24 protein-coding genes and 1 tRNA gene are annotated in these 22,533 nt (G+C 36.6%); 12 read left to right on the top strand and 13 right to left on the bottom strand.

Annotated features, from left to right (window positions below; genetic code table 11):
* Positions 1 to 14: 14 nt before the first annotated feature.
* The 5 genes from MM214_RS12915 to lpxB all read left to right on the top strand — a co-directional run bounded on the left by MM214_RS12915 (position 15) and on the right by lpxB (position 5,287).
* Positions 15 to 641, top strand: a complete 627-nt coding sequence (locus tag MM214_RS12915; RefSeq protein ID WP_241296045.1) for a 7-carboxy-7-deazaguanine synthase QueE — start codon at positions 15 to 17, stop codon at positions 639 to 641.
* 4 nt (positions 642 to 645) lie between these two features.
* A complete protein-coding gene (locus MM214_RS12910; RefSeq protein WP_241296044.1) occupies positions 646 to 2,565 on the top strand; it encodes an OmpA family protein in 1,920 nt (639 codons plus the stop codon).
* A 330-nt stretch (positions 2,566 to 2,895) separates the two neighbouring features.
* Positions 2,896 to 3,576, top strand: a complete 681-nt coding sequence (locus MM214_RS12905; RefSeq protein ID WP_241296043.1) for a hypothetical protein — start codon at positions 2,896 to 2,898, stop codon at positions 3,574 to 3,576.
* 65 nt (positions 3,577 to 3,641) lie between these two features.
* Positions 3,642 to 4,061: a 6-pyruvoyl trahydropterin synthase family protein gene (locus MM214_RS12900; RefSeq protein ID WP_241296042.1), complete on the top strand. Its 420-nt coding sequence runs from the start codon at positions 3,642 to 3,644 to the stop codon at positions 4,059 to 4,061.
* A gap of 125 nt (positions 4,062 to 4,186) precedes the next feature.
* Complete coding sequence (lpxB, locus tag MM214_RS12895; protein ID WP_241296071.1) at positions 4,187 to 5,287, top strand: lipid-A-disaccharide synthase; 1,101 nt, start codon at positions 4,187 to 4,189, stop codon at positions 5,285 to 5,287.
* Positions 5,288 to 5,571: 284 nt separating this feature from the next.
* On the opposite strand, the gene clpX is transcribed toward lpxB, so the two are convergent.
* The 4 genes from clpX to MM214_RS12875 all read right to left on the bottom strand — a co-directional run bounded on the left by clpX (position 5,572) and on the right by MM214_RS12875 (position 9,073).
* Positions 5,572 to 6,795 carry an ATP-dependent Clp protease ATP-binding subunit ClpX gene (clpX, locus tag MM214_RS12890; RefSeq protein ID WP_241296041.1) on the bottom strand — a complete coding sequence of 408 codons (1,224 nt, stop codon included), beginning with the start codon at positions 6,793 to 6,795 and terminating at the stop codon, positions 5,572 to 5,574.
* Positions 6,796 to 6,799: 4 nt separating this feature from the next.
* Complete coding sequence (locus MM214_RS12885) at positions 6,800 to 7,471, bottom strand: ClpP family protease (protein WP_262916633.1); 672 nt, start codon at positions 7,469 to 7,471, stop codon at positions 6,800 to 6,802.
* Between the two features lie 82 nt (positions 7,472 to 7,553).
* Entirely contained in the window at positions 7,554 to 8,882 is a 1,329-nt protein-coding gene (tig, locus tag MM214_RS12880; RefSeq protein ID WP_241296040.1) for a trigger factor, read from the bottom strand.
* A 109-nt stretch (positions 8,883 to 8,991) separates the two neighbouring features.
* A tRNA-Leu gene (locus MM214_RS12875) sits at positions 8,992 to 9,073 on the bottom strand.
* Between the two features lie 136 nt (positions 9,074 to 9,209).
* On the opposite strand from MM214_RS12875, the gene MM214_RS12870 reads away from it, so the two are divergent.
* The 3 genes from MM214_RS12870 to MM214_RS12860 all read left to right on the top strand — a co-directional run bounded on the left by MM214_RS12870 (position 9,210) and on the right by MM214_RS12860 (position 12,317).
* Positions 9,210 to 11,435 (top strand): RelA/SpoT family protein, encoded by a 2,226-nt coding sequence (locus MM214_RS12870; RefSeq protein ID WP_241296039.1) that lies wholly within the window; start codon positions 9,210 to 9,212, stop codon positions 11,433 to 11,435.
* 73 nt (positions 11,436 to 11,508) lie between these two features.
* The gene (locus MM214_RS12865) at positions 11,509 to 11,970 is read left to right on the top strand and encodes a Fur family transcriptional regulator (RefSeq protein ID WP_241296038.1); all 462 of its coding nucleotides are present in this window, start codon (positions 11,509 to 11,511) and stop codon (positions 11,968 to 11,970) included.
* 2 nt (positions 11,971 to 11,972) lie between these two features.
* Entirely contained in the window at positions 11,973 to 12,317 is a 345-nt protein-coding gene (locus MM214_RS12860; protein ID WP_241296037.1) for an STAS domain-containing protein, read from the top strand.
* A 6-nt stretch (positions 12,318 to 12,323) separates the two neighbouring features.
* Here MM214_RS12860 and MM214_RS12855 read toward each other — a convergent pair whose 3' ends face one another.
* Positions 12,324 to 13,166: a lysophospholipid acyltransferase family protein gene (locus MM214_RS12855; RefSeq protein WP_241296036.1), complete on the bottom strand. Its 843-nt coding sequence runs from the start codon at positions 13,164 to 13,166 to the stop codon at positions 12,324 to 12,326.
* Positions 13,167 to 13,592: 426 nt separating this feature from the next.
* Here MM214_RS12855 and MM214_RS12850 point away from each other — a divergent pair, with 426 nt between their 5' ends.
* From MM214_RS12850 to nadD, 4 genes are all read left to right on the top strand, one after another.
* Entirely contained in the window at positions 13,593 to 14,186 is a 594-nt protein-coding gene (locus MM214_RS12850) for a sigma-70 family RNA polymerase sigma factor (RefSeq protein WP_241296035.1), read from the top strand.
* A gap of 44 nt (positions 14,187 to 14,230) precedes the next feature.
* Positions 14,231 to 14,503: an anti-sigma factor gene (locus tag MM214_RS12845; RefSeq protein WP_241296034.1), complete on the top strand. Its 273-nt coding sequence runs from the start codon at positions 14,231 to 14,233 to the stop codon at positions 14,501 to 14,503.
* 130 nt (positions 14,504 to 14,633) lie between these two features.
* Positions 14,634 to 15,206 carry a guanylate kinase gene (gene gmk / locus MM214_RS12840; protein WP_241296033.1) on the top strand — a complete coding sequence of 191 codons (573 nt, stop codon included), beginning with the start codon at positions 14,634 to 14,636 and terminating at the stop codon, positions 15,204 to 15,206.
* 2 nt (positions 15,207 to 15,208) lie between these two features.
* Entirely contained in the window at positions 15,209 to 15,775 is a 567-nt protein-coding gene (gene nadD / locus MM214_RS12835; protein WP_241296032.1) for a nicotinate (nicotinamide) nucleotide adenylyltransferase, read from the top strand.
* Between the two features lie 10 nt (positions 15,776 to 15,785).
* Here nadD and MM214_RS12830 read toward each other — a convergent pair whose 3' ends face one another.
* From MM214_RS12830 to MM214_RS12795, 8 genes are all read right to left on the bottom strand, one after another.
* A complete protein-coding gene (locus MM214_RS12830; RefSeq protein ID WP_241296031.1) occupies positions 15,786 to 16,391 on the bottom strand; it encodes a Uma2 family endonuclease in 606 nt (201 codons plus the stop codon).
* 99 nt (positions 16,392 to 16,490) lie between these two features.
* Complete coding sequence (locus tag MM214_RS12825; protein ID WP_241296030.1) at positions 16,491 to 17,057, bottom strand: hypothetical protein; 567 nt, start codon at positions 17,055 to 17,057, stop codon at positions 16,491 to 16,493.
* On the bottom strand, positions 17,050 to 18,066 hold the full coding sequence (locus tag MM214_RS12820) for a BF3164 family lipoprotein (RefSeq protein WP_241296029.1): 1,017 nt from the start codon (positions 18,064 to 18,066) through the stop codon (positions 17,050 to 17,052). Before MM214_RS12820 ends, MM214_RS12825 begins: the two co-directional genes overlap by 8 nt.
* Before the next feature lie 67 nt (positions 18,067 to 18,133).
* Positions 18,134 to 18,334, bottom strand: a complete 201-nt coding sequence (locus MM214_RS12815) for a hypothetical protein (RefSeq protein ID WP_241296028.1) — start codon at positions 18,332 to 18,334, stop codon at positions 18,134 to 18,136.
* A 345-nt stretch (positions 18,335 to 18,679) separates the two neighbouring features.
* Positions 18,680 to 19,285: a Uma2 family endonuclease gene (locus MM214_RS12810; RefSeq protein ID WP_241296027.1), complete on the bottom strand. Its 606-nt coding sequence runs from the start codon at positions 19,283 to 19,285 to the stop codon at positions 18,680 to 18,682.
* 122 nt (positions 19,286 to 19,407) lie between these two features.
* On the bottom strand, positions 19,408 to 20,424 hold the full coding sequence (locus MM214_RS12805; protein ID WP_241296026.1) for a BF3164 family lipoprotein: 1,017 nt from the start codon (positions 20,422 to 20,424) through the stop codon (positions 19,408 to 19,410).
* Positions 20,425 to 20,701: 277 nt separating this feature from the next.
* Entirely contained in the window at positions 20,702 to 21,313 is a 612-nt protein-coding gene (locus MM214_RS12800) for an RNA polymerase sigma factor (RefSeq protein ID WP_241296025.1), read from the bottom strand.
* Positions 21,304 to 22,443 carry a glycosyltransferase gene (locus MM214_RS12795; RefSeq protein WP_241296024.1) on the bottom strand — a complete coding sequence of 380 codons (1,140 nt, stop codon included), beginning with the start codon at positions 22,441 to 22,443 and terminating at the stop codon, positions 21,304 to 21,306. The genes MM214_RS12800 and MM214_RS12795 overlap by 10 nt, the downstream gene beginning before the upstream one ends.
* Between the last annotated feature and the right edge of the window lie 90 nt (positions 22,444 to 22,533).

Raw genomic sequence — 22,533 nt, 5'->3', positions numbered from 1 at the left:
CACCAAAAATTATCATGGAAAAAAGAGACGCAGTAGCAGCGGGATTGATGCTTCCAATCATGGAGGCTTTTTATACTATACAAGGAGAAGGAGCATTTACAGGTCATGCAGCCTATTTTATTAGACTTGGCGGTTGTGATGTGGGATGTGTTTGGTGTGATGTCAAAGACTCATGGGAAGCCTCCAAGTGGCCAGTACTTTTTATTGAGGAAATTGTAGCTGAGGCTAAGCGATTTCCAGGGCGAAAGGTTGTAATCACTGGTGGAGAGCCATTGATGTACGATTTGAATCCTCTAACCAAACTTTTGAAGAGCGAAGGCTTTGTTACCCACATAGAAACTTCTGGAGCACATCCGTTTTCAGGCGATTTTGATTGGGTATGTTTTTCTCCCAAAAAATTCAAGCAGCCTCATCCAAGCATTTATGAAGTTGCTAATGAATTGAAGGTTGTGGTGTTTCATAAATCTGATTTTGAATTTGCTGAAAAACACGCTAATCTGGTCAATAGTTCATGTAAATTACTACTACAGCCGGAATGGAGCAAGGCTAGTGTCTTTACTTCTCAGATAGTAGATTATGTAAAAAATCATCCAAATTGGAATATTTCGCTACAAACTCATAAATTTATGGATATACCCTAAATTTATGAAGCAAGCACTTATCATTGTACTGTTTTCGTTGGTTGTATTCTCTGGCTTTGGACAGACGTATACCACTGCGGATAAGCGTGCGATCAAGCTGCATCAGGAAGGTGATGATCTGATTCAAAAGCGATTGTATGATGAAGCTATTGGTAAGTTTAAGGCTTCTATTGAGAGAGATGCGGACTTTTTGGAGTCCTATTTGAAGTGGGGAAGGATACTTTTGACCCAAGGTTTTCCAGAAAATGCTTTGGAGGTAGTGAATCAAGGCTTGTTGCGAAATGTAAAAGCATCTTCTACTGTAATGGGTGATATTGCTTGGTTGAAAACACATTGTTTGCTACGGGTAGGTTCTTTCCGATTGGCTATAGCCGAGTTCGATTTGGCCAAAGAGTTTTTGCAGCCTAATTTTAGAGCTACTCGACCATTTTTAGAGATAGAGAAGCAAGTTGATTTTATCAGACAGGGGATTCAGAATTCTTTTGGTATTGAAAAGGAAAAACTACCTTCCCCACTGAATCAATTCACTCTACAGTATTTTCCAGTTTTGACAGCGGATAGTAAGAAAATGCTTTTCACGAAAAGGGACGGTCTTACCAATGCTGAGCATGAGGATATTTTTGTGTCTTATTATGATGAGGTTGAGTCCGTGTGGGGAGCTCCTAGGAGTATCTCTCCAAGCATCAACTCGGCCTACAATGAGGGAACATGCACTATTTCTGCTGATGGGAAGATACTAATTTTCACTTCATGTCAGATGCCAGATTCTTTTGGAGATTGTGATTTGTATGTTTCGTATAAGGTGGATGAGTCTTGGCAAAAGCCCATGAACATGGGTAAAAATGTCAATTCGAGAGTTTGGGACTCACAGCCTTCACTTTCAGCAGATGGGAGTATTCTGTTTTTTTCATCTAATAGAAGGGGTGGTTTTGGAGGAAAAGACATTTGGTATTCTTTGAGGCTAAAGGATGGCGGGTGGTCCGAGGCTAAGAACCTGGGAGACAAAGTCAATACATCAAAAGATGAGGTTTCTCCCTTTATTTATTTCAATAATGAGGTTTTATTCTTTTCTTCTGACGGACATTTGGGGTATGGAGGCTTGGATTTATTTATGTCTAAAGTAGAAGGAGGGGAGTTTGGTTCTCCTGCTAATCTTGGCTATCCTATCAATGATCACCAAGATCAATTGGCCTTATTTATCACTGCCCAGCGTGATTATGCTTATTTTACAGAGACGGAGTTTGTAGATGGTAAGCAGGAAAGGTCTTACTTGTATAGATTTGGTTTTCCAGATGAGATTGATTTGGGAGGAAGATTGACTGTGACAGAAGGTAGGGTTTTGAATCAAAATACAGGAGAGCCAGTAGCAGCTACCTTGTCTTTGATAGACCTCGCTTCAGATAGCACTTTGTATAGATTTGGTTCCGATGGTGCTACTGGTGAGTTTACGATGATCTATCCAGAGAAGGAGGCCATGGGGCTTTATGTCGAGAAGAAAGGGTATTTGCCAAAAATATATAACGTAGATAGAGATAGTCTTGCTAACCACAAAAATTTAGAGGTTGGTTTGGTTCCTGTAGCCAAAGGAGAGGAGTTCGTTTTTGAGAATATCTTTTTTGATTTTGATAAGACAGATTTAAAACCATCATCGAGAACTTCATTGAAGATATTAGAGACTTTTTTAAGGGAAAATCCCGGGATTGGTTTAGTTATCACAGGTCATACAGATAATGTAGGCAGTGAGCCATACAACAAAGATTTGAGTTTGAGAAGAGCTAGGGCTGTTAAGTTGTACTTGGAAAGTGTAGGGGTAAATGCCAATAGGATAGATGTAGAAGGATCTGGGTCTGATTTACCTATAGCAGATAATAAAACAGAAGAAGGTAGGGCATTAAATAGAAGAATTACAGTAAAGGTGAGATGAGAATTTGTGAGCATCACCTAGTTAAATTTTGAGCTACGTTGAATGGTTTTATTTTTTTGAGGATATAAATGCTTCAAAATTTGAAATCTTCCTTTGTAGGCTTAATGAAGAGTCAAATTTGTTCTTCGCATGCCTTAGCCATACATATTAAGAACTTATATGCTTGATTTTACGTTTGTTATGGAAGTTTACGAATCTTGATATCGACTTCAGAGAGAAAAGCTCATGCTATTTTAAGGTATCTTCACGAACTGAACTTGTTTTAAAACTTGTGTAAATTAGAGATATAGCAGTTTAACCATTCTCAATATGTTCCTAAATATTACAATCATGAAATTTATCATCCCTTCTCTCTTGATAGCTATTTTTGTTAGCAATATTACTTTCGCTCAGGTAAGTTCGGGGCTTGATTCTCAATATAATCTAGATCAGCTTGGTGGTGCTGGAAATATCATACGAGAAATGAAACCTATAAAAGAATCTACCAAAGGTAGTCCTCTGATCTTCGAGGAAAATAAAAATGGGTCAATTTATAGAAATGGAAAAATCATAGATTCTGCTGAGTATAATATCGATGCAGAAGAAAAATTAATACTTAAGAATTCTAATAAGGGTTTGCGATATTTAGATAAATTAGAGTTTGACTCTTTAGTTTTTAATGATTCGGATACATTCATCAATAGAGACGTGAAGACGGATAAAAATGAATGGTACCTTGAAAAGATAAGATTGAATGATGGACAAGTGATTTTTTTAACGCATGATGTAATTTTGCTTAAAGGTAATGTGGGAGGAGCCTATTCTGGTGGTAATAATTATGATGAGTACATAAAAAAAGTTAAGCTTTTTCAATCAAATGATGATAATTTGGAAGAGTTTAAAATGAATAAAAAGTGGCTTAAGAATAACTATGGTAAATACGCAGATATTCAAAAGGAATTGGATTCAAACCAATTGAAGTTTAATTCTTATGAATCTCTTATGGATTTGATTTCGATAGTCAAAATGTAGTAATTTCTCTTTTTTTAACTTATTTATTTCTTTTCCCTTAAATTTGCACTCCAAATCAACTTAGTATGATATACGTTTGCAGAAAGGAACATTTCAATGCTGCTCATAAGCTTTGGAATCCTAAATGGTCTGAAGAGAAAAATGTTGAAGTTTTTGGGCCTTGTGCCAATATCAATTGGCATGGGCACAATTTTGAGCTTATCGTTATGGTGAAAGGTCTTCCTGATCCAGATACAGGATTTGTGGTGGATCTTAAGCAGCTTAGTACCATCATCAGAACATTAGTAATTGATAAAGTGGATCACAAGAATCTTAATCTTGATGTAGATTTCATGCTTGGGAAAATGGCTAGCTGCGAAAATCTCGTGATGGAATTTTGGAAAATCCTTGAACCTGCCGTAAATGAAATCGTGCCACATGGAAAGCTTCATAAGCTCACGCTTTATGAGACACCAAGAAATTTTGTGGAGTACTTTGGTGAATAGCCTTTTATCCTTTGCATTTGATGGAATTACATAAGAAGGTAGCTCAGTTTGGATTGAGCTACCTTTGTTTTTGTATTTTCTTGTATCTTTAAAATTAGTTCTACCCAATAATGAATAATAGGCGTATGAAGTATTATGTGATTTCAGGGGAGCGTTCTGGTGATTTACACGCATCTAATTTGATAAAAGCACTAAAGAAGATAGATTCACATGCTGATTTTAGAGGCATGGGAGGGGATTATTCAGGTGAAGTAGGCCAACATTTGCATGTGCACTATAAAGAGATTGCCTTGATGGGATTTCTGGAAGTATTATTAGGTTTTAGGAAGGTGTTGAAATACCTGTCTGTGATCAAAAAAGACATTCTTTTATACAAACCTGATGTAATTATCCTTGTAGATTACGGTGGCTTCAATATGAAAATTGCCAAGTTTGCCAAATTGCATCAAATTCCCGTTCATTATTATATCCCACCCAAAGTTTGGGCTTGGAATCAAAAACGTGCCTTGAAGATCAAGGCATATGTAGATCAAGTTTACTGTATACTGCCTTTTGAAATCCCTTTTTTTGAAAAGTATGGAGTAACGGCTCATTATGTGGGTAATCCTCTATTGGACGAACTGAGGGCGTTCAAGCCTCACGATTTTTTTCATCAAAAGAATGAGTTAAGTTATCAACCAATCATTGCTTTACTGCCTGGAAGTAGGTCTCAGGAGCTAAATAATATGATGCGTGTGATGATTGAATTGGTCAATGACTTCCCCAATGCTCAATTTATAATTGCCGGTGTGCGAAACCTTAACGCTGACTTGTATCAGCCTGCAATAGATGCGGGGATTAAAGTGATTTTTGATCAGACGTATGATTTGCTTCATCATGCCAATGCTGCTGTTGTTACATCTGGTACAGCTACCTTAGAAACAGCCTTGTTTAGGGTGCCTCAAGTCGTCGTATACAAGACAAGTGGATTGAGTTATGCAATTGCCAAAAACCTAATCAGAGTTCCATACATTTCTTTAGTGAACCTGATTGCCGACAAAGAAGTAGTTAAGGAACTAATCCAAGGTGATTTTGATAAATCGAACTTATCACAGGAATTGAATAAGATTCTTACTGACACTGTTTACAGAGGAGAAATGCTTCAGGGATATGATGAAATCAAATCAAGAATAGGGGATAAAATGGCTTCAGAAGAAACAGCACGCCTAATTTTTGATGTCAAGTAGTATTATAGGTACCACCATTTATGTAAGGTGTGCTGAAAAACGCTAACTAGAGAATACTCATTAAATTTAGATGAATACCAAATTTAATGATTATTAGCTCTTTAACAGGTGCAAGCTTATTCAACGATTCAGCTTGATTTAAGTGCTTCTGAAAGTTTCAATACTTGAAATTTTCAGGCTAGTCTCAGACATACTTGATGTTTTTCTAGTAAGCCCTACCTATTTATTCCAAAATAAAATCAAAAAGAAGGCTCTGATTGAAAATCAGAGCCTTCTTTTTGATTTTAAGCTACTTGTAACTTTTTGAATTTAGACTTGTCAAATTGCGCGCTTGCATATTTAGCGTCAATTACAAGCTCTTTTTTTCCTTCAAGGGAAGGTAACTCATACATGGCATCAGTTACAATGGCCTCGCAAATAGACCTTAGCCCCCTTGCGCCTAAGTTGTATTCCATGGCTTTTTCCACAATGTAGTCAATACCACTTTCGTCAAACATCAAAGAGACATCTTCCATCTCCATTAGCTTTTTGTATTGCTTTGTTAGTGCATTTTTAGGCTCTGTCAAGATGCTTTTCAAGGCATCTTTGTCCAAAGGATCTAAATGTGTAACTACAGGTAACCTCCCAATCAATTCTGGAATTAAACCGAAAGACTTCAAGTCTTGTGCAGTTACATATTGAAGTAGATTGTCTCGATCAGCATGTGCCTTCTCTTCTTGCTTAGCAAAACCTAAAGGCTGTGTATTCAGTCTACGTGCGATATGTCTGCTGATTCCATCAAATGCTCCTCCACAGATGAATAGAATATTTTCTGTGTTGACAGCTATCATTTTTTGATCCGGATGCTTACGACCGCCTTGAGGTGGTACGTTTACCACAGTACCTTCAAGGAGTTTTAGAAGCGCTTGCTGCACGCCTTCTCCACTTACATCCCTAGTGATAGATGGGTTGTCTGATTTTCTAGCGATTTTATCGATTTCGTCTATGTACACGATACCTCTTTCTGCGGCCTCTACATTGTAATCAGCCGCTTGAAGGAGTCGAGTCAATATACTTTCTACATCTTCTCCCACATAACCTGCCTCAGTCAATACAGTTGCATCAGCAATGCAAAAGGGTACTTCAAGAGTCTTGGCTAAAGTTTTTGCCAAATAGGTCTTGCCTGTACCTGTTTCTCCGACCATGATGATGTTAGATTTTTCTATCTTGATCTCATCAGCATCAGGTTTTTGCTGTAGCCTCTTGTAATGGTTGTATACAGCTACAGTCAGTACTTTTTTTGCATCTTGTTGTCCGATTACATATTGATCAAGATACTGGTTTAGTTCCTTCGGTTTTTTTAGCTTGAATTTCTGAGATGTCTTAGTCTTTTTGGTTTTCTCTTCTTCACCCAAAATCTGAAAAGCCTGATCAATGCAGAAATTACAGATATGAGCGGAGATTCCTGATACCATCAGATCTACATCTTTTTTGTTTCTACCACAAAAGGAACATGTTACTTGAGCCATTTTTTTACTTCTTTCTTGTCAATACTTCGTCTATCAATCCATACTCCTTAGCTTCAGGAGCTTTCATCCAATAATCTCTATCAGAATCACGTTCTATTTCGTCAAAAGTCTTGCCAGTATGCTGTGCAAGGATTTCATACAGCTCTTGCTTCATGGATAAGATCAGTTTCAAGGAGATTTCCATATCCTTAGATTGGCCTTGCATACCGCCGGAAGGCTGGTGGATCATTACTCTTGAGTGCTGTAGGGCTGACCTCTTGTCTTTGGCACCTCCAGATAGCAATACGGCTCCCATTGAAGCTGCGATACCAGTACAGATTGTAGCTACATCTGGATTGATGTACTGCATGGTGTCATAGATGCCAAGTCCTGCAGTCACTGAACCTCCTGGACTGTTGATGTACAGAAGGACGTCTTTCTTAGGATCTGTTGATTCTAAGAAAAGTAACTGTGCAGTGATGATGTTCGCAATAAAATCATCCACTTGCGTACCCAAGAAGATGATTCTATCCATGATCAACCTAGAAAAAACATCAATCTCTCGAAAGTTGGTCGGTCTCTCTTCGATTACCGATCTGGTCATGCCATTGATAAATGTATCGTATTGATCAAATGCATTTCCACTGATGCCTTGATGATGTACTGCGTACTTTCTGAATTCGTCTTTGTTAAACATATTGATTTTGTTTAGTCGTTTGCAAAAATAAAAAAAGCCCTTACTTAATGAAGGACTTTTTCTAAACGATTTTATTTCTGAATTAGTTTTCTATTAACTCTTTGAACTTGTCAATTGAGATAACTTCCTCAGTTAGATCTATATTTTCTTTGACATGAGCCAATACTTTTTCGTTTTGTACTGATGTCAGCATTTGCATGTAGTTCTGGCCTTCATTGCCTTGGAGATAATTGTCTACAAACATATCCATGCTGTTTTCAAGCTGAGCACCCATTCCTGATGAAGCAAATTGCTCTCTGATCATTTCTTTGGTTTTCTCAATTACTTCTTCATGCTCAGCTTTTATTTCATTTTTCTTGGCGATTTCATTAGAAATGATTGTCCATTGTAGTTGCTTTGCATAGATAGGGTATTCTTTTTCAACTTGTTCTGAGGTTACTTTCCCTTCATTAGCTCTCAAAAGCCACTCTTTCAAGAAGTCTTCAGGTAGCTCTATCTTCACGCTGTCTATTAAAGTGTCTTTGATCTTTTCGTCGCTGAATACTTTAACCTCCCTGTTGTAGTTGTCATTCATGATAGCTTTTACTTTTTCCATAAAAGCTGCTTCCGAATCTACTTGACCTGGACCGAACACTTTGTCAAAAAACTCTTGGTTCAATTCCGCATCTTCAGTTCTGTTGATGTTCTGTACGATAAATGTGAATTTTCCAGATAGCTTTTCTACCTCTTCTTCTGATACACCTACAGTTTCTGCAAGATCTTCTTTGATAGATTTCGAAGGATCAAATTCTACAATGTCTCCTTTTTTAAGACCAATGAATTTTTTCAAAGACCTTCCATCTACTTTTGAAAGTGGTAATGAGAACGTTTTTTCGAAATCACCATCGACTTCTTTAAGATCTCCATATATGAAGTCACCTTCTTGGCTTTCTTCAGGGTTGGTCATTGAGCCATATTGTCTTTTCAAATTTGCTACAGCATCATCGATAGTTGCTTGATCTACTTCTAGAGAATAGCTCGTAGCATTGAGAGACTTGTCGAAATTGATGTCCAAATTGTCTACAAAACCAATTTTGTACTCAAATTCAAAATCTTTTTGATTCGCCCAATCAATTTTGTCAGCATCTTCGATTACAGGAAGAGGATCCCCGAGTATTCTAAAAGTCTGTGATTTTAGATAATCATTCAAAGATGAAGAAAGCAATCCATTGATTTCATCAACCAATACAGAAGTACCGTATAGTTTTTTTACCATTGCTATGGGTGCCTTGCCTGGTCTAAAGCCTTTTATATTAGCTTTCCTTGCGTATTCTTTAACTTTCGCATCAACCTTAGGTTGATAATCTGCTTCATTTAGTGTAATTTTAACCGAAGCTTGATTTGCTGAATGCTTGTCTAATGTGATTTCCAAGGTGTATTGATTTTGATTTGTGTTTAACTAAAAACCCTCAATCTCTATTCTCCTTTCGAAGAGCCGTAGCTATTTCGAAATCGGAACCGTGATTGAGGGTCTGAAAACGTGCGGATAGAGGGACTCGAACCCCCATGCCTCGCGGCGCTAGATCCTAAGTCTAGTGCGTCTACCAATTTCGCCACATCCGCTTATCTAATGTGGATGCAAAGGTAATAAGGCTAATTGAATTTGCAAACATCAACAGGAAAAAAATCTAAAAATTTTGAAAAAAAATATTTCAACGCCATTTGACATTATTTTGGAATTGTTTTTACCTTCGAATATATGATACAAGTCGATCTAGAAGAAGAAAGAAAAGAGATACTGAAGCGATATAGGAAGTTGCTTAGATTGGCAAAACCGCTGCTCAAGCCAGGTGATGCAAAGGTGATCAAAAAGGCGTTTAATGTGTCCAATGATGCTCACAAAGAGATGAGGCGCAAGTCTGGTGAGCCATACATCTATCATCCTCTTGAAGTAGCATTAGTTTGCGTAGAAGAAATTGGTCTTGGGCCCACGAGTATAGTGGCTGCATTGCTGCATGATGTCGTAGAAGATACTGAATGGGAGCTGGAGGATATTGAAAGAGAGTTCGGTGTCAAAGTAGCTCAAATCATTGACGGTCTTACCAAAATCTCAGGTGTATTTGATTATGGTTCTTCGCAGCAAGCAGAGAATTTCAGAAAAATGTTGCTCACCTTATCCGATGATGTCAGGGTGATTCTTATCAAAATTGCCGATAGACTCAACAATATGAGGACTTTAGGTAGTATGCCTAGGCATAAGCAGCTTAAGATTGCTTCCGAGACCATGTATCTGTATGCGCCTTTAGCGCACAGATTGGGCTTGTATACTATCAAATCTGAGCTAGAAGACCTTTATCTGAAATATACTGAATCTGATACTTATACCTTTATCGTTGAGAAAATCAACGAGACAAGGCTTTCTAGAAATAAATTTATCAAGACTTTTATTTCTCCAATAGAAGAAGAACTCAAGGATCAGGGTTTTGACTTTTCTATCAAAGGAAGACCTAAATCTATTTATAGTATATACAATAAGATGAAAAAGCAGAATATACCTTTTGAAGAGGTATATGATCTTTTTGCTATCAGAATCATACTAAACTGTGATCTTGAAAATGAAAAGGCGGATTGCTGGCAAGTGTATTCTGTTGTCACAGACTTTTATAGACCTAATCCAGATCGATTGAGGGATTGGATCAGTACTCCAAGATCCAATGGCTACGAGTCGCTTCACACTACCGTAATGAGCAATACTGGTCAATGGGTAGAGGTGCAGATCAGAACTCAGCGGATGGATGATATTGCCGAAAGGGGTTATGCAGCGCATTGGAAATATAAAGATCGGGATGCGGCTATGGCTAAGCCTTCCACTGGTTTAGACGATTGGATCACACAAGTTCGTACCCTCTTGGAATCAAATGATGGCTCTGCTATTGAGTTTATGGATGATTTTAGAGGCAACTTATTTCATGATGAAGTTTTCGTGTTTACACCAAAAGGAGACTTAAAAGTGATGCCATTTGGATCTACTGCACTTGATTTTGCTTTTGAAATTCATACCGAGGTAGGAGCAAAGTGTATCGGTGCCAAAGTAAACCAAAAGCTAGTTTCCATTAATCACAAGCTTAAAAATGGTGACCAGGTAGAAATTCTAACTTCCAATAAACAGAAACCTACTGAGGATTGGCTTAATGTGGTCGTGACATCTCGCGCAAAAGCAAAGATCAAGGATGCATTGCGTGAAGAGAAGCGTTCATCGATTTTGGATGGAAGAGAGATCGTGCAGAGAAAGCTAAAGCAAATGAAGCTTGACTTCAATTCTGAAACGGTAGAGCAGCTTAGGGCTTTTTTTGAAACCAAAACAGCAAACGAATTCTATTATAAAGTAGGAAAGGGAATAATTGAATCTACCTCCATCAAAGGGTTCAAAGACTTCAAAGATGATAAGAGACAAAAAAGTAAACCTACCTTAGAAGTAGTCAAGGACGAGTCATCATTTACCAAGCAACTTAAAAGCCTCAAAGGACCCGACCATGATCAGCTTCTCATAGGGGAGGATATGGATGTGGTTGATTATATTCTTGCCAAATGTTGTAACCCTATCCCAGGAGATGATGTATTCGGCTTTGTTACCGTAAATGAAGGGATCAAGATCCATCGAACATCATGTCCAAATGCCCTAGAGCTGCTTTCAAATCATGGCAACAGGGTAATTAAAGCTAAATGGACAAGCCAGCAAGAGATTGCTTTTTTGGCGGGATTAAGAATAGTGGGTACTGATAGGGTAGGTCTGATCAATGATGTGACCAAGGTGATCTCAAATGAGTTGAAAGTAAATATGCGCTCTATCACCGTAGATTCTGATGCAGGGATATTTGAAGGTACGATCAAGCTTTATGTTCATAGTACACAGCATTTAGAAAAACTTGTTGGGAACTTGAGCAAAGTTGAGGGTATTATCAAAATTACCAGATTTGATTATTGATGCTAAATTGGTTTTGGTATTATTTGAATCATTTCTAAATAAGATCAGTTATATTTGAAAAAAAGGAAGAGGAATGGCCCTAAATGAGACCTTGTTTGAAGAGGTAAGAAAAATATTTACAGCGTATCTTGAAAATAAAAAGCTACGCAAGACTCCTGAGCGCTACGCAATATTAGAAGAAATATATGGAAGAGGGGGGCATTTTGATGTTGAGTCACTGTATATCAGCATGAAAAACAAGAATTATCGTGTAAGTAGAGCTACCGTGTATAATACACTTGACCTTTTGGTAGAGTGTGATTTAGTTACAAAGCACCAATTTGGAAAGAACCTAGCGCAATATGAAAAATCATATGGGTACAAGCAACATGATCATTTGATTTGCGTAGATTGTAATCAGGTCAAGGAGTTTTGTGATCCTAGGATTCAAAATATTCAAAATACAGTAGGTGAAGTACTAGACTTCAAAGTTTTGCATCATTCTTTGATCTTGTATGGGAATTGTACCAAAGAACAGTGCGAAAATAAAGTATAGGTATGAAGTTAAAGTATCAATTAGTCAAAGAAAGTAATTTTCAAGTTCTTCACATACAAGGTGACTTGATAGGGGATGAGGTAGGTCCTAAATTAGTCGAAGTGGTAACTGACGCAGTGAACGATAAAGTGCACAACTTCGTCGTAGATCTCAAAGATGTAAGATACATTTCTTCAAGCGGAATAGGTGTATTGATCACAATGCTCACTAAAATGCGGAATGCAGGAGGTGAAGTTTACCTCACATCCCCTTCAGAACATGTCAAAAAACTTCTGATCATCACAAAGCTAAATAACATATTTACCGTTTACGATTCTGTCGAGGATGCAAGAAATCAATTAAGCTAAATTTAATTATTTGCTGATTTTCCACCTGTTGTGACTCCACAAGTAGAGACTCGGGTTTTCTTTTATGGTCTTTTCAGTCCTGCTTATAAAGGCATCTGTAATGCTATGTTCTCTACTATCTTGGTAGGGAGGCTCACATATCAAGCTGTAAGTGAATATGTAATGACCACGTTTTGGTTTTTGGACATCTGAGTAAATCACGCTGTGATTGAACCTCTTAGCAAGTTTTTCAGCACCTTCAAAAAAAATTGTTTCTCGATTCATGAATGGTGCCCAATATCTTACTTCAGCCCTTGTCGGACGTTGATCCGCAGCCAACACAATCATCCTTGGCTTATTTCTATTTCGAAGGTACTCCCTTTGAAATTCACTCCTCTCGACCAATAAACCACCAAACCTTCCTCTAATAGTTTTCATTAATTTCTCAAAAAATGGATTGTTTACTTTCAGATACACGACTTCACATTGTGTGCTGATGTTGGCCATCATTTGTAACAAATGCATCTCCCAATTAAAAAAATGACCTGTCATACCAATGACTACTTCACCCTTGGCAATCAAATCTAATGGGATGTGGGCGTTTTGAATTTTCACCCTTTTGTCAAGAGCTGACTTCGAAATGGTGTACATTTTGATGATTTCTGCAAATGAATCTGTTAGATTTCTAAAAAACTTCCTCTCTATTGCAAGCCTTTCTTTTTTAGACTTTTCAGGAAATGCATGCTTTAAATTCTCTCTGATGATTTCTTTTCTATACCCAACCAGATAGTAACCTATCAAATACAATAAGTCTGAAAAAAAATACAAAATGTTTAAGGGTAAGTATGAAATTAATTTTATGACTATCATTATTTCCGAATTATGGGGGTTTTTACTGCTCGTATCAGTAAATCATAGAACCGAATGACAAAAGGTAGGTTGTTTATCAAAATTTATACTTTTTACTTATTTCTTTACAGTAGCAACTTTTTCCCTTTGGTAATGGTTTCTTTCCATATGATGGACATAGGAAACTATCTTTTTTCTAAGCTGTTTTTTAGATTAAAAGTTGGTTTTTCTACTTGGTTGGCAAATATCAACATATCTTATTATCAATCCATACACATTGAAATAAAATTATGTTGCAATATACCACAGATGAATGCTAAAACTCAGTTTAATAGAATGTAGCATGTGGAAATTATACACTTCTATGGTGGAATTCAAAAGATTCAATTGCCACTTTATCAAAAAAAAATTAGCTAAAATTTGCATCAATGATTACTTTTGAATCTTATGTCTGAAGTACAGCGAAAAAAATATACCGAGCAAGAGAAGAACAAGATCTTTGATGGGGAATTCATGCCTCACATTGATTCTATGTATAATTTTGGCTACAGGCTCACCTTCGATGAAGATGATGCCAAAGACTTGGTGCAAGATACTTACCTCAAAGCTTACCGATTTATCAATTCCTTTGAACAAGGTACCAATGCCAAAGCTTGGTTGTTCAGGATATTGAAAAACAGCTTTATCAACGATTATAGAAAGAAGAGCAAGCAGCCTTCAAAGGTAGATTATCAGGAAGTTGAAACTTATTACAACTCTGATGATGTTGACTATAGCATGACATCTGATCTAAGGGTAGATTCTGTAAAGGATATGCTCGGAGATGAGATTTCAAATGCTCTAAATAGTCTTGCCGTGGATTTTAGAACAGTAATCATTTTATGTGACCTAGAAGGGTTTACATATGAAGAGATGGCTAAGATTCTAGACATTCCCATAGGGACGGTCAGGTCTAGGTTACATAGAGCTAGGAACTTATTGAAGGAGAAGTTACGTTCATATGCTCAAAATATGGGATACAATACGGACGAAGAAGGATAGTCCAGAATAAAAAGAAATAATAGATTACTCAAGAATATAGTACAATGGAAAATAGTTTGGAAGGATCAGGTGAAAGGAAATTGCAATGCTCAGATGTGAGCAAGTGCTTTCAGTTGCTGGAAAGCATTCTTGATGGGAATAATGTCCCCGATTCACAAGAAATATTAAAATCAAAGCTTGCTAAGTGCCAACCCTGCTTTGAACATTTTCACCTTGAGCAAGCTATCAAAGAAGTGCTGAGGAACAAATGTACCAAACATGAAGTTCCTTCAGAACTAGTAGCTAACATTAGACAAAAGATTGAAGAGATAAAATGATGTAAGTTTACTTACTACTTACATGTATTTCAATACAAAAGAAAACTTATTCACCTAGGTTATAACCATATAAGTGTGAATAATGCTCCAACAAGTAATTTTCCACCTATTATATTCCAAAACTCAAACCATGTCATCAGGCAAAGCAATCATTTTTTCGGCACCTTCAGGTTCAGGTAAGACCACAATCGTTAGACATTTGATTGGGAAATATCCACAGCTGGGTTTTTCTATATCAGCATGTACGAGAGACAAGCGAGGTAGAGCAGAGCAAAACGGTAAGGATTATTACTTTCTAAGTCCAGATGAGTTCAAAGAAAAAATTGACAAAGACGCATTTATTGAATGGGAGGAAGTGTATGAGGGAAATTTTTATGGGACTCTCAAAGAGGAAATACAGCGCATTTGGGATTCTGGTAAGCATGTTATATTTGATGTAGATGTCAAAGGAGGCTTGAACTTGAAGAAATATTTTGGAGATCAGGCTTTAGCGATTTTTGTCAAAGTACCATCCATGGATGTATTGACAGAGAGACTAAAAGATAGAGGAACAGAATCAGAAGAAAGCTTGTCCAGAAGATTGTACAAAGCAAAATTTGAGATGGGTTTTGAGAATAAATTTGACGTGAGTATCATCAATGATGATATGCACAAATCCTTTGCTGAAGCAGAATCATTGGTCGGAGAATTCTTAAAGAAATAAATTTGAAAATTGGACTTTTTTTCGGATCTTTTAATCCTATTCACGTAGGACATCTGATCATTGCCAATGTGATGCAGGATCAGACAGATCTGGACGAAGTGTGGTTTGTGGTAAGCCCACAGAACCCCTTCAAAGCTAGAAAGACATTGCTCCATGAATTTGATCGGCTAAAGATGGTAGAGCTCGCCATTGCCGATCATTTCTTTTTTAAGGCCTCTGATGTTGAGTTTCACATGCCTAAGCCTAGTTATACCATAGACACACTTACTTTACTATCTGAGAAGTTTCCAAACCATGAGTTTAGGCTGATCGTCGGTGGGGATAACTTGCAGCATTTCCACAAGTGGAAAAATCATGAGCAGATACTAGAGCATTTTGGTCTTTATGTATATCCTAGGCCTGGAGTTGATCCGACTTTTGAGCACCCCAACGTAAGGTTTGTGTCAGCACCTATGATGGATATCTCTGCGACTTTTGTCAGATCCACTATAGAAGCTGGCAAATCAATCAAATACCTACTTCCTGAAAAAGTAGAAGAGTATATCAAAGATAAGAAGCTTTATATTTAAACATTTACTACTATATCCCTTCAAAAACATCGTCCAATACAAGCTCGAATCCTTCCACCGCCTCTGAAGTGACGATGTCACCAAATGTAAAAAGTCGTGACCCTTGATACTTACCGTCTACTAAACTATAGATAATCAGAGTACATTCATTAGGATGAATTAGCCAGTATTCTTTTACCCCAGATTCTTCATAGACTTCAAATTTATGTTGAATTTCCTTCTTGTTATTGCCCGGAGAGAGGATTTCGATGACCAGGTCTGGAGCACCTACACAGCCTAGGTCGTCTAATTTGGAAGGATCACATACCACACAAATATCAGGCTGTACCACAGTAGTGATGTCTTCATTTTTTCTTGACTTGACAGGAAGTCTTACATCAAAGGGTGCCGAAAAGACTTCGCATTTTTTTTGATCTAAGTGAGTAAATAGCTTTGAAAAAAGCCTCCCCGAAACCCGCTGATGGCTTACCCTTGGAGCAGCGGCCTGTTTAAAAACCTTCCCTTTGATCAACTCGACCATTCCGTCTAGTTGCCAGGTCAGGTATTCTGCATAGGTATAGTTACCATAATCGGCAGAAGGCTCCTCCAGTTTGTGATTGATTTCCTCATTTTCCATGATTAAAAATAGTGAAAATTTAAGAGTTAAAGCTTCATTTTCAAGAGTTTTTGTGATGAAGGAAGAGGCATTGATTGGGGAAGAATCTGTGTGTTTCGTTCAATCTATGATTAATTCACTTTTGTATTTTTCAATCAATTTTGAGTTATAGAGTGGATGACCAAAGAATTTGATGAAATTATTTTCGTCAAGTAAAAAGGTACGGAGATTTCTATCAGCAGTGAGCAAATCATTGGTGTTTTCGAAAGTATATCCGTGATCCCAAAGCATCAAACCCTTCACATCAATAGATGGCTCAAAATGCCTAAGAAAATAAGCTGAATCGGCTGGAGGTACATTCAATACATAAATTGTTTGAGCAAGAGTATTCTCTTTGGTGATTTCTCTAAACATGAGATCGGCTTGATTGAGGTCATTTATTACACATTTCATACAAACACCATCGACGATGGAGACGATTTTCTTTTTGTGGATGGTATTGATCAAAACTGAGTCAGGATCGTACAGTTTGCCATTTATCATGAGCAATAGACTTTCGTTGAATTCCACAGAACGATCTTCGGAAACGGAATTGGTGTCTTTATCATTTTGTCTTTTGCAAGCAAGCATGGCAAAGCCTAATACTAAAAATAAAACTATCGCTTTGTTGATTATATACCTAATCATAATGAAAATATCCTATTGGTACCTCTCTGTTTAGAAAAGAACAGAAAATAAGATTGTTTTCTTCATCTGCAACAAAGTAATCTATTTCGTGTCCTGTATCAAGTACTTTTATTAAATTACCTTTGAGATCGAAAAATAATAAGATCTCGCTTCCATTACTAATTGGTCGTTTGTTTTCGTCAAATCTAAACTTTGGCTTATTTCTATATGATGCAATGATATATTTATCGGTTATTTTAACTTGGCTAAAAAAGGCGAGTTTCCCATTCTCATTATCGAACTCTTTTGTTCCAAGAATATTGCAAATTAGGTTACCTTCCAAATCAAATAAAGTTATAAGGTCATGAAATGCATATGAGAGAGCCATTCGTTTTTGACTATGAGAATAATCAAAAAACGCTCTAGTTTTTTCATTTTTTAGCTTTGGATGTTCATATCCGAATTTTTCAGTTTTTCCTGAAATTAGGTTGTATTTCCCCAATCTAACTCTAGCCGAGTTGTAACTCAAAACTTCAAGAGCTGCTCCTACAGCTATACTGTCAGAAATTACTTCAAACCTTGTAAGAAAATTTTCATTCTCAAAAGATAATGAATGATTTGGTTTATATTCTGGATCTAAAATTACAGAATCGATATCAAATTTGAACATTTTTAGTTTTGCAAAGTCAGGCATCCAGAACTCATTTTTTTTGTAGGATGTTGCAGGTAAACCATATTTTATTATTTCTCCAGGACCTTCTCCAATTACACCAGTTCTTGTTATATATTCCAGTGAATTTTTATTATAAAGTAGAATTCCCCTATCTGTTAAAGTAGATAAGTCTGTTACTATAAAATATTCGCCTTGAATCGTTAAATGTGGTCGTTTGATAATTTGGTCTGTTTCAAAGTCAATAATTTTATCACTAACATATACTGTCTTTACATCTGCAGTGTTGAATTTTTTTTCTGGGGTTCTTGATGAGCAACTAAAAAAAGTTGCAAAAATAATAAGGTATAGAATTTTCATTGGCTTGGTGGGATGGTGAAAAAAAATTGTAGTCTATGCAGCTCCATAGACTACAATTGATAAAATGTTATTCAGGAGCTTCAGAGTCACCCCAATCAAACTCGCTTAGTTCTTGATATTCTTGAAAGCAAAAACATCCATCTGAACCCTGTAGACATCCATTCGGGCAGTCTGGATTAATCTGAGCTTCACTATTGCTACTCATCATCATTCCACCTGCGACAAAAAGCATACAGGCTACTAAAGTAATCTTGATTTTTGAAAACATGATATAGTTGTTTTGGTTTAAACTGTACTCAGTAGATTTTACTGAGCAGTCAATATTTTTTTAAAAAAAATATTGACAATTCGAATATATATAGACTAAATGCAAAATATTTCGTCTGAAAATGTCTTAAAAAATTAGGTTTTTTACTTATTTAGTTCTTTACTATTCAATTATCCACTTTTAATTCATGAGATTTAATTCTGTTAAATTAAGAAATGCTGTTGGATCAAATTCAAAAAATGGAACGAGCTATCAAGTAAAACCATATATCCATTAAATTCTGAATCTTCAAAATACTTTATATAATTTGTTTACTGGTGTTTTTACAGATATACTACCTTACTACTATATCCCTTCAAAAACATCGTCCAATACAAGCTCGAATCCTTCCACCGCCTCTGAAGTGACGATGTCACCAAATGTAAAAAGTCGTGACCCTTGATACTTCCCGTCTACTAAACTATAGATAATCAGAGTACATTCATTAGGATGAATTAGCCAGTATTCTTTTACTCCAGATTCTTCATAGACTTCAAATTTGTGTTGAATTTCCTTCTTGTTATTGCCCGGAGAGAGGATTTCGATGATCAGGTCTGGAGCACCTACACAGCCCAAGTCGTCTAATTTGGAAGGATCACATACCACACAAATATCAGGCTGTACCACAGTAGTGATGTCTTCATTTTTCCTCGACTTGACAGGAAGTCTTACATCAAAGGGTGCCGAAAATACTTCGCATTTTTTTTCTTTTAAGAATGAAAAAAGAGCGGAGGATATTTTCATTGAGACCCTCTGATGGCTTACCCTTGGTGCAGCAGCCTGTCTAAACACCTTCCCTTTGATAAGCTCAACGATTCCGTCCAGTTGCCAAGTCAAGTATTCTGCATAGGTATAGTTACCATAATCGGCAGAAGGTTCCTCCAGTTTGTGATTGATTTCCTCTTTTTCCATGTTTAAAAATAGTGAAAATTTAAGAGTTAAAGCTTCATTAGCAAGAGTTTTTGTGATAGAGGAAAAGGCATTGGTTAGGAAAGGATCTGTGTGCTACGTTCAATCTGTTTTCAATTCTTCTTTTAATCGTATTGGAAATATCCTAAAGGTTGTTCTCGGTCCATAAAACTGCAAATAATGCGTTTATTCTCTTCATCAATAATGTATTTCCAAATTTGATAATCAGTCTCATAAGCTTTTACCAATTCGCCATTTAGGTTAAAGATTAGGATTTTTGATGGCTGTACACTTTTTGGATTTTTATTATTGTCAAATTCAAAAGCATAATCACCTAAATAGGATGTGATGATGTAGTTGTCAGTAAAAAACACTTGACTGAAAAAATGTAATTTTCTATTTTCATTGTCAAACTCTTTTGGTCCATAAATATTAAATAATATTATTCCATCAGGGTCCAAAACTGTCAAAACGTCGTGGCTAATGTATGCAAATGCCATTAATTTATGTTTTTCTGAATAGTCAAAGTATCCATTAGTCCTTTCATTCAACAGCAAGGGGTGTTCCTCACCAAATTTATCAATCTTCCCAGTTTGAATATTCCATTTTCCAATACGAGCCCTAAAGGAATTTGAGCTTAGCACCTCAATACCCTTACCTATTGCAATATTTTCATTTATAAACTGGAATTCGGATAGAAAAAAATCATTTTCAAAGTCATTTGAGTAGTAAGGAAGGTAGTCTTCACTATTTAGGGCAGAGTCAATGTTGAATTTAAATAGCTTTAATTTAGCAAAATCAGGAATCCATAGATCTTCTTGATTGGGCGTAAGTGCAAAATCACCAGTATTTGATAGTTCTCCAGGTCCTTCACCAGTGATGCCAATGCTACCGATATGTTTGAGAGAAACTTTATCAAAAACATGAATTTTCTTCTCTTGGGGTATCAGAGGATCAATTATAAAAAGATATTTATTAGAAATTTTAGGTATTGGATAAGCAAATAGCAAGTCAGTTTCAATATCAATAATTTGATTACTTACATTGATGATTTTATCTGGAGAAACTTTAAAATGTTTATCTATATTTTGTTTACAGCCAAAGCTAAACAACAGCAAAAGAGAATACAGGGTTAATTTCATATTTTAAAAGAATATACCGGTAAAAATCATGCTCAATGTATAACTAAAAAACCAGATATAAAAATTTATTAAAACAACAATTAGTTTGAATCACTCAAGCTCATGACTTGGTATAGCCTATAATTAATTATACATCCTTATCAAATCGCTTTCAAATCCATAAATTAACTGCATACCTCAGTCTGCCAACTTATTTACCTTATAACTTTCCTTATGCCTCACTTTCCAATAAGACCAACTAAACAATTCGATCTACTTACTTTTGAAGCTTCTACCATTAAATATGCTTCTCTTTCCCTGAGGCTATCTCGAAAAGTAATTCGCGAGACCTGTGAAGCTGCGCTTTGACAGTACCAAGTGGCTTGTCAAGTTCTTGTGCTATCTCATCGTAAGACAACTCTTGGAAATAGCGTAACTCTACCAGTTTGCGGTACTTGGCAGGCAACTTATCTACAAATACCCTGACCATCTCGATTCTTTGAGATTTGATAAACTCATCTTGTGGATTGTTGTCATCATCTTCCACATCGATATTGACCGAATTCCCGCCATCATCACTCAAGGTGGTGTTCAAGCTCATGGTCTTCAGTTTTTTCTTTCTGATAAAATCAATGGTATTGTTTGTAGCTATCCTGAAAAGCCAAGTACTGAAGGTATAATCCTTCTTGAATTTGTGGAGATTTTTGAAAGCTTTTGCAAATGCTTCCATAGTCAAATCCTCCGCATCATCGGCATCGCGGATCATTTTCAAGATCATGAAGTACACTGCTTTTTTGTAGCGCTTCATCAATGTGGCATAGGCTTGCTGATCTTTCTGCTCCACTGCTTGATCTATTAGATCAAAGTCTTCTAATGCCTTGTTTGAAAATCCTCTTGAATTTACTTCCATCTAACTGTTTTTGAACGATACCCTATACTGCCAATGATCCAAAAATAGCCCAGATAAATGAAATCGTAAAATATTGGCCAAAACACTTTTCGAATCCCCTGCAAATTTCTTCTTGCAGCGGTAAATATCCAGGTGAGCATCATTGATCTCACGGTAATTATACCTAGAATGCTGGCAAATTGTTCCCATTTTCCTTCAATTGCCAAAAAAATCATCAAACAAATACCTACAATCCAAAAAAGGAGGTGGGTAAATGTATAAAGTCCTATTTTATTTTTGTCTCTAGCTCTATAAAATTTACCTGCATAGAAGTGTCTTTTTTTCTGTATAAAAAACTGTTTCCAAGTACTTTTTGGTTTAGAAACAGTAATACTATCAGGAGAAATCACTAGAGCAGTATTTTTACCAGTAGCATATTTGTTGATGAACAAGTCATCATCTCCACAGGTGATTTGCCACAGGTCTTTGAATGCCTTTTTCTCCATAAAAAAGCTTCGACGATAGCACAAATTTCTTCCTACCCCCATAAACGGGGCCTTCCATAGCGCAAAAGAAAAATACAAAATTGCCGTCCAGAGGGTTTCGAATTGTATCCATTTGTTCAGAAAGCCTCTGTCATGCTCATATGGCGAAAATCCCAAAGCAAAGGTTTTTCCTTGCTCCCTTACAGGGGCTGTCATCTGTCTGATCCATTGATCTGAGGCAGGAATGCAATCTGCATCAGTGAGTAAAAGCACATCGTGTTTGGCTACTTTTATCCCAAGCGTCAAAGCATATTTTTTTGAAGTCACATGGTCAGGGGTGTATTTGACCGTTACAGTTCTGATCTGTGGATACCTAGCCATCATTTTCTCAAGCAATGACCTCGTTCCGTCAAACGACCTGTCATTGATGACCATGATATCAAAGTTTGGATAATCTTGATTGCAAAGGATTGGAATGAGCTTTTTTAGATTATCTTTTTCATTATGAGCCGCGATTACTACCGTGACTCCTTCTGCTTTCGGTTCAGTGATTTCTTTGGCTTGCTTAGCTTTGAAAAGAGCCAATCGGCTAAAAATGAAAAGGATATAGATTAATTGAACAGCAAAGGCTGTTAAAAAAAATATCCATAAAACTCCGTTGACCATCCTGATTGATTTTTGAAAGGCAAATATAAAAGCAAATTCAGCATTCAATTAAATAATAAGCTTATATTTTTGCGTTGAGAATGGCTGAAG

This window comes from Belliella kenyensis (assembly GCF_022549675.1).
GTDB lineage: Bacteria > Bacteroidota > Bacteroidia > Cytophagales > Cyclobacteriaceae > Belliella > Belliella kenyensis.
This window is presented reverse-complemented; position numbering and strand designations above follow the sequence as displayed.